The sequence below is a fragment of the Kitasatospora sp. NPDC057518 genome, assembly GCF_042802075.1.
Classification (GTDB): domain Bacteria; phylum Actinomycetota; class Actinomycetes; order Streptomycetales; family Streptomycetaceae; genus Kitasatospora.
Genome location: NZ_JBHVEU010000424.1, coordinates 1 through 7,742, shown reverse-complemented (window position 1 = coordinate 7,742; position 7,742 = coordinate 1). Strand labels below are relative to the sequence as shown.

7 protein-coding genes are annotated in these 7,742 nt (G+C 76.6%); 6 read left to right on the top strand and 1 reads right to left on the bottom strand.

All coding sequences use genetic code 11. The features are described 5' to 3' along the window. The 3 genes from ACFU7Z_RS31955 to ACFU7Z_RS31945 all read left to right on the top strand — a co-directional run. Positions 1-1,157 (top strand): acetyl-CoA carboxylase biotin carboxylase subunit family protein (locus ACFU7Z_RS31955; RefSeq protein ID WP_380781321.1); only part of this gene is annotated, 1,157 nt, incomplete at its 5' end. Next, positions 1,142-2,368: an MFS transporter gene (locus ACFU7Z_RS31950; RefSeq protein ID WP_380781319.1), complete on the top strand. Its 1,227-nt coding sequence runs from the start codon at positions 1,142-1,144 to the stop codon at positions 2,366-2,368. The genes ACFU7Z_RS31955 and ACFU7Z_RS31950, both read left to right, overlap by 16 nt. A gap of 34 nt (positions 2,369-2,402) precedes the next feature. Then, on the top strand, positions 2,403-3,104 hold the full coding sequence (locus tag ACFU7Z_RS31945; protein ID WP_049650443.1) for an aspartyl/asparaginyl beta-hydroxylase domain-containing protein: 702 nt from the start codon (positions 2,403-2,405) through the stop codon (positions 3,102-3,104). A 78-nt stretch (positions 3,105-3,182) separates the two neighbouring features. Here ACFU7Z_RS31945 and ACFU7Z_RS31940 read toward each other — a convergent pair whose 3' ends face one another. Further along, the gene (locus ACFU7Z_RS31940; protein WP_380781317.1) at positions 3,183-3,971 is read right to left on the bottom strand and encodes a sugar phosphate isomerase/epimerase family protein; all 789 of its coding nucleotides are present in this window, start codon (positions 3,969-3,971) and stop codon (positions 3,183-3,185) included. 168 nt (positions 3,972-4,139) lie between these two features. On the opposite strand from ACFU7Z_RS31940, the gene ACFU7Z_RS31935 reads away from it, so the two are divergent. The 3 genes from ACFU7Z_RS31935 to ACFU7Z_RS31925 all read left to right on the top strand — a co-directional run bounded on the left by ACFU7Z_RS31935 (position 4,140) and on the right by ACFU7Z_RS31925 (position 7,725). Further along, positions 4,140-5,354: an ROK family transcriptional regulator gene (locus tag ACFU7Z_RS31935; protein ID WP_049656563.1), complete on the top strand. Its 1,215-nt coding sequence runs from the start codon at positions 4,140-4,142 to the stop codon at positions 5,352-5,354. A 91-nt stretch (positions 5,355-5,445) separates the two neighbouring features. Next, a complete protein-coding gene (locus tag ACFU7Z_RS31930; RefSeq protein ID WP_380781315.1) occupies positions 5,446-6,447 on the top strand; it encodes a hydroxyacid dehydrogenase in 1,002 nt (333 codons plus the stop codon). 3 nt (positions 6,448-6,450) lie between these two features. Then, entirely contained in the window at positions 6,451-7,725 is a 1,275-nt protein-coding gene (locus ACFU7Z_RS31925; protein WP_380781313.1) for a sulfatase, read from the top strand. Positions 7,726-7,742 lie beyond the last annotated feature (17 nt).

Genomic DNA, 7,742 nt, shown 5'->3' with positions numbered 1-7,742 from the left:
CCCTGGGGGCGCCGGAGCGGGCGGCGTACGAGGGGTTCGGGCCGGTCGTCGAGTGCGAGCCCGACGCGCCGGAGCCGGCGCTGGCCCTGCTGCGTCCCCACCGGCCCTGCGGCATCACCACGTTCAGCGAGCCGCTGGTCCCGCTGACCGCGCGGCTCGGCGACGGGCTGGGGCTGCTGTTCCACGAGGCCGAGACGGTCACCCTGCTCACCGACAAGCGGGCGCAGCGCGGACGGCTGGCGCGGGCCGGTGTGGACGCCGTCCGGTCGATCCCGGTGACGAGCCGGGAGGAGGCCTTGGCGGCGGTACGGGACCTGGCCGGTCCGGTGGTCGTCAAGCCGGTCCACAGCCACAGCAGCCGCGACACCCACCTGGTGGCGGACGCCGAGGGCTTCCCCGCGGACCTGACGCCCACCGCCGAGCGCCCGTTCGTGGTCGAGGAGTACCTGCGCGGCCGGGACGAGGGCGACTTCGGCGACTACGTGTCCGTGGAGTCGCTCGTCGCCGACGACGCGGTCCACACGCTCGGCGTCACCGGCAAGTTCCCGCTGCTCGACCCGTTCCGCGAGCAGGGCCAGTTCTTCCCCTCCCAGCTGTCCCCCGCCGAGAGCGACGAGGTGGCCCGGCTGGCCACCGAGGCGGCCCGCGCCCTCGGCATCCGGCGGGGCCTGGTGCACACCGAGATCAAGCTCACCGCGCGGGGCCCGCGGATCATCGAGGTCAACGGGCGGCTCGGCGCCTTCATCGCCGACCTGCACCGGCGGACCACCGGCCTGGACCTGCTGGAGCTGGGCATCGCGGTGGCCTGCGGACAGCCGGTCCAACCGTCGGCACCCGCCCCCGGGGACGTCGCCTTCCAGTACTGGAACCTGCCGCCGCTGGCCGGCGGCGCGCTCCGCCGGGTGGACGGGGTGCGGGAGGCCGAGCGGGAGCCGGGCCTCGTCGACTACGTCACCCGGGTGCCGGTGGGCAGCGAGCTCGAACCGAGCGTGATGACGATGCGGCTGGACTTCCTGCGCGGCGGCGCGGCGGACCACACGGCGATGCTCCGGGCCCTGGACCGCTGCCTGGCCCCGCTGCGGTTCACCTTCGGGCAGCCGGACGGCACGGCCCGTACCTGGCAGGCCTCCCGGGGCGGGCTGTGCTCGCCCGCGTAGCGGCGGCGGCCCGGGTCAGGCCGCCCGAGCGGACCGGTGCGCTGCTCTCGGCCACCCTCGTGCTGTCCGTCGGCAAGGGGGCCTTCCTCGCCACCGTGATGGTCTACCTGCTGCAGATCGTCGGGCTGACGCCGCTGCTCGCGACGGCCGGCCTGACGCTCTGGGGGGCGGCCTCGGCGGCGGTGGCGGTCCCGACCGGCCTGCTCGTCGACCGGGGCCGGGGCCGCGCCGTCGGCAGCGTCGCCGCCGTCTGCGCGGCGCTGCTGGTCCCGCTCTCGGCCCGGGTCCACACGCCGTGGGCCCTGCTGCTCGTGCTCTGCGTGGCCGGGGGCTTCGACAGCGCGGGCAACGTGGTCCGCCGCGCGATGCTGGCCGGCGCCGGAGGCGACAGCGTCAAGGCGCTCGCCTGGGCGCGCACCGTCACCAACATCGGGTTCGCCCTCGGCGCGCTGTGCTCCGTACGGCTGCTGGCCTCCCGTTCGCCGTTCGCCTACGAGACCGCCTACCTGCTGATCGGCGGCGGCTACCTCGTCATGGCGGCGTGCTTCGCCACCACCTCGCTCGGCGCCGGCCGGCGCGGCTCCCCCTCCGTCCGCGCACCGGGGGTGGTCGGCGCGCGGAGTCTGCGCACCGGCGGCGCACTGGCCGCGGCGACGGGGATCCTGACGGTCCACACGACGCTGCTCAGCACCGTGCTGCCGCTCTGGGTCACCCGGCACGCCTCGGTGCCGGTGTCCGTGCTGGGCTGGCTGGTGATGCTCAACTCGCTGATCGCCGTGGGCGGTCAGCTGGCCGTGAGCAGGCGCGCGGCGACGCGCGAGGGAGCGCTGCGCTGCTTCCGGAACTCCGCGGTGTGGACCGCGGGTTGCTGCCTGCTGCTCGGCCTGGTCCGGTTCGCGCCGACCGGCTGGCAGGTGGTCCTGCTCGTCGCGGCCACGATCGCGCTGACCGGCGGCGAACTGCTGGAGGCCGCGGGCGAGTGGGGCCTGTCCGCCGTGCTCGCGGCGGCCGACGAGCACGGCTTCTACCAGAGCGCCTGCGTCCTCGGCGAGACCACCCAGGGCGCGGCCGGCCCGCTGCTCGTCGCCGGCCTGGTCACCGCCGCGCCGGTCGCGGGCTGGATCGTCCTGGTGGCGGTACTCGGAGCCGGCCGGTACATCGCCGGGTTCACCACCCCGCCACCCCACAAAGCCATCGCCATCGACTCATGACACGTCTCAGGACACACGGAATCGGGAGCGGACGATGAAAGGCTCACCCAGCGTCAACCACCCGCGTTTTCGGGCCGTCACCAACTGGATCTTCCTGCGCGGTGCGGGCGGCGAGGGCCGCCCGCGGATCATCCCGCCGCGCACGGTCTTTCCCGAGGTACGCGCCCTGGAGGCCGTCTACCCCGCCGTCCGGGCGGAGGTGGACGCACTCCTGAGCCGCACGAGCATCCCGACCTACGGGACCTTCGACCCCGTGCGCGCGGCCCAGGTCTCGGAGGACTGGCGCCTCTACTACGCCTACATGTACGGCCGGCCCAACGAGCTGGCCAGGAAGGACTGCCCGGCGCTGCTCGACTTCGCGATGTCCACGCCCAACGTGGTCAACGCGTTCATCTCGATCCTGGACCCGGGCGTCGGCCTGCCGGCCCACCGGGACCCGTACGCCGGTGTGCTGCGCTACCACCTCGGCCTGCGGATCCCGAAGGACAACCCGCCGCGGATCAGGCTCGACCGCGACTACTACACCTGGCGGGAGGGCGAGGGAACGGTCCTGGACGTCTCGTTCGAGCACGAGGTGGAGAACCACAGCGACGAGCCCAGGGTCATCGTGATCGTCGACTTCCGCCGCCCGATGGGGCCGTTCGCCGATCTGCTCAACCGGTACTGCCTGCGCCTGAAGCAGAAGTGGGCCCCGCAGTTCGTCGAGGCCTCGAAGTACGACGTGATGCACAGCTGAGCGGCCGCGGTGCCGCGTGGGTGCGGGGCGTCGGCCTGGCCGGCGCCCCGCACCCGTGTGCCCCGGCGGGCGGGGTGCTCAGCCCGACGGGCGGTGCAGGGCGGCGAGGAAGGCCGCGCCCGAGGGGAGCAGCGGGGGCAGCGGGGCGGCGGCCGGGTGCCAGGGCGCCTCGTACTCCCAGCAGACCCAGGCGTCGGGCGGCAGCAGGCGCAGGCAGTCGGCGACCGGCAGGACGCCGGCGCCGAGCGGGAGCGGGGTGCGGTCGTGCGGGCCGGCGATGTCCTTGACCTGGACGTGGCCGAGGTACGGGGCGAGCGCCGCGTGGGTCCCGGCCGGGGTCTCGCCGGCCAGGTGGGTGTGCATCAGGTCCCACAGGACGCCGACGGCCGGGTGGGCGACCCGGGCCAGCAGCCCGGCCACCGCCCGGCCGCCCCGGTGGGAGTCGTGGGTCTCGACGAGCACCCGCACACCCAGCCGCCGGGCCTCCTCCGCGACCTCCGCGAGCCGCCGGGCGGCCCGGTCGTCGGCCTCGGCGCGCGGGCCGTCGCCGCCGCGCGGGAAGACCCGCAGGCCGGCCGCGCCCAGGTCGGCGGCGAGCCGCAGGTGGGCGCGGAGCGCGTCGGTCACCGGGCGGTCCGGCCCGGGGGCGGCGACGCCGACGTAGGAGGCGAGCGCGAGCGGGGTGAGGCCGTGGGAGCGCAGGACGCGGGCCGCGCTGCGGCGCTCCCCCGGGGTCATCGCCGGGTGGACGGACTCGCCCTCGGCGCAGCGCAGTTCGAGCCCGTCCCAGCCGTGCTCGGCGGCGAGCCGGGCGGCCCCGGCCAGCGGGAGCCCGGGGAGGCCGAGCGTGGAGAGGGCGAGCGGCACGGCGGCTCCGTCGTTCGTCGGGCGCCCCGGGGAGGGCAGGGCGGGCAGGGCAGGGCGGGCAGGGCGACCCGCGTGGGCACGGAGGGCAGGGCGGGCCGGGCCAAGGATATATTCAAGCTGAGACAAAGTCCTGACCGTCCGGGCCCGGCCCGGTCCGAGGAGCGCGCGATGCCCCCGAGCCGTACCCCCGCCACCGCCACGACGCAGACCGTCGCCCAGGTGAACCAGACCGTCCTGCTGGAGGTGCTGCGCCGGCACGGCACGCTGTCCCGGCAGCGGCTGGCCGCCGAGAGCGGGCTGAGCACCGCGACCGTGCACCGGCTGGTGGAGGTGCTGCGGGCCGAGGGGCTGGTGGAGGTGGAGACGGAGCGGGCGCCGTCCAGCGGCGGCCGGCCGCCGCAGCTGATCCGGTACAACGCCCGCGCGCAGACCGTGCTGGCGATCGCGGTGCGCCCGCGCCGGATCGTCGGCGTGGTCGCCGCGCTGGACGGCACGGTGCTGCACGAGGCCGAGCACCACTGGGCGTTCCCCGGCCCGGACCGGCCGCGGGAGATCGCCGCCGACGAGCTGACCGGCCCGCTGCTCGCGCTGGTGGACGGCCTGCGGGACTGGGCCGGGCGGCACGCGGGCGCCCCCCGCGCCCTGGTCGTGGGCGTGCCCGGGGTGGTCCGGGACCGCACCGGGCTGGTCGAGTTCGCGCCCGCGCTGGACTGGCCCGGGCTGCGGCTGGGGGTGCTGCTCCAGGAGCGCTACGGCGTCCCGGTGGCGGTCGAGAGCAACGTCAACCTGGTCGCGCTGGCCGTACGGGAGTCGCCCGCCGCGGCCGGGGTGGGCGACCTGGCGGCCGTCGTGGTGGGCATCGAGGTCGGCGCCGGGATCGTGCTGGACGGCCGGCTGCACCGCGGCCGGCTGGGCGCCGCCGGGGCGCTGGGCCACCTGATGGCCGGGCACGCGGCGCTGGACCGGCCGCTCGGGCGGACCGGCGACACCCAGGCGAGGATCGGCGACCACGCGGTGGACCGGCGGATCACCGAGGCCGGTCTGACGGTGTCCGGCACCCCGGCCGAGCGGGTGGCGGGGCTGTTCCGGCTGGGGCGCGAGGGCGACCCGGCGGCGGTCCGGCTGATCGGCGAGCTCACCGACGACCTGGCGCTGCTGGTGGCCAACCTGAGCACGGTGCTGGCGCCGGAGCTGATCGCCCTCGGCGGGCGGCTGTTCTGGGAGAGCGGGGGCGAGCTGCCGGCCGCGATCGAGAGCCGGCTGCAGGGGCGGGTGCCGGTCCTGCCGCGCCTGGTGGTCGTGCACAGCACCACCACCGAGCTGGTCGGCGCGGCCGCGGCGGCGGTCCGGCTCGCGGACGGGGCGACGTTCATCACCCGGTGAGGTCCGGGGCCCGGCCGGCTCTACGGGCTCCCCCGACTATTTCTCACTGTGATAGAAACTCCTTGTGCGTCAGCGACCCGAGGAGAACCGGATGCCCACCGCCGCCTTCGCGATGGACCCGGAGCGCTTCCCCGACGTGTACGGCCCGCGGGCCCGCGCCCGGGTCGCCGCCCGGGCCGAGGTGCTGGCCGCCCCGGCCTCGCCCGACGGGGTGTGGAGCGCCGAGCGGCTGGCCGCCGCCGCGCCGGAGGCGCTGCGGGCCGTCGAGGTGCTGTTCACCGGCTGGGGCGGGCCCGTCCTGGACGCCGACACCCTGGCCCGGCTCCCCCGCCTGCGGCTGGTGCTCTACGCGGCCGGCTCGGTGCGCCGGATCGCCGGCGAGGCGTTCTGGGCGGCGGGCGTCCCGATCGTCACCGCCGCCCACGCCAACGCCGTCCCGGTCGCGGAGTTCGCCGTGGCCCAGATCGTCTACGCCCTCAAGGGCGGCTGGCGCCACGTCCTCGACGCCCGGGCCGCCCGCGCCGCCGTCCCGGCCGCCCGCACCCCGGGCGGGTACGGCTCCACGGTCGGCGTCCTGTCGCTCGGCGCGGCCGGGCGCCTGGTCTGCGAGATGCTGCGCGGCTACGACGTCGAGGTCCTCGCGCACGACCCGTACGCCCCGGTGCCACCCGGGGTGCGCGCCGTCGGCCTGGACGAACTCTTCGCCACCGCCGACGTGGTGAGCGTGCACACCCCGCTCCTCCCGGCGACCCGCGGCCTCGTCGACCGGCGGCTGCTGACCTCGATGAAGCCCGGCGCCACGCTCGTCAACACCGCGCGCGGAGCCGTCCTGGACGAGCCCGCGCTGCTGGCCGTCCTCGCCGAACGCCCGGACCTCTTCGCCGTGCTGGACGTCACCGACCCCGAGCCGCCGCTGCCCGGCTCACCGCTGTTCACCCTGCCCAACGTGGTCGTCACCCCGCACCTGGCGGGCAGCCGGGGGCTGGAGCGCCGCCGCCTCGGCGACCTGGTCGTCGGCGAGTTCGAGCGCTGGCTGGACGGGGCCCCGCTGCGCCGGGCGCTCGACCCGCACACCTACGAACGGATGGCCTGACCCGTGCCGGATCCACAGAGCCCCGACGTCGTCCTGATCCTGACGGACCAGCAGACCGCCGACGCGATGGGCGCCGCCGGGAACCCGTACCTGCGCACCCCCGCGATGGACGCGCTGGCCGCCGCCGGCACCCGCTACCCCAACGCCTACTGCGCCCAGCCGCTCTGCACCCCCTCCCGGGCCAGCCTGATGACCGGCCGCCTGCCCAGCACCGTCGGCGTCACCGGCAACACCGGCGGCCCCGAGGACCCGCTGCTCGGGCGCCTGTTCACCGAGGCCGGGTACGACTGCGGCTACGGCGGCAAGTGGCACCTGCCGGAGCTGGACCTGCCCGCCGACCGGGGCTTCCGCCGGATCCACCCGGCGGGCGGGGACGACGCCGGACTCGCCCGCGCCGCCGCCGGGTTCGTCCGCGCGCCGCGCGAGCGGCCGTTCCTGCTGGTCGCCTCCTTCCTGGAGCCGCACGGCATCTGCGAGTGGGCCCGCGGCCAGGACCCGCGCACCGGCCCGCTCCCGCCCGCGCCGCCCGTCCCCGAACTCCCGCCGCTGCCCGCCAACTTCCCGGTCGGGCCGTACGATCCGGCGCTGCCCCGGCTGGCCCGGCTGGCCCAGCCGCACACCCACCCGACGGAGCACTGGCGGGAGGACGACTGGCGCCGCTACCGGCACGCCTACTACGCCCTGGTGGAGCGGGTGGACCGGCACATCGGCCTGCTGCTGGCCGCGCTGGCGGAGCGCGGCGGCGACCGGGAGACCGTGGTGGTGTTCAGCTCCGACCACGGCGACGGCGCGGGCGCCCACCGCTGGAACCAGAAGTGGGCCCTGTACGAGGAGTGCGTGCGGGTGCCCCTGGTGGTCACCGGCCCCGGGGTGGCCGCCGGCGCGGTCGACGAGCGGCTGGTCGCGGCCGGGCTGGACCTCATCCCGACGCTCTGCGACCTGGCCGGGATCGAGGGACCGGGCGGGCTGCCCGGCCACAGCGTCCGCGCGCCGCGGCCGCACGACAGCGTGGTGGTCGAGACCCGCTGGGAGATCCCCGGCTTCAACAACGCCCTGGGCCGGATGGTCCGCGCCGGGCACCACAAGTACGTCTGCTACGCCTGGGGCGACCACCGGGAGCAGCTCTTCGACCTCGCCGCCGACCCCGGCGAGCTGGTCAACCTCGCGGTCGACGCCCGGCACGCGGCGCTGCTCGACCGCTTCCGAGGCCTGCTGGCCGGGCACTGCGCGGAGGTCGCCGACCCGTTCGCGCGCTTCGTGCCGCACGCCGCGCGCTGACGCGAAAGGGGCCGGCC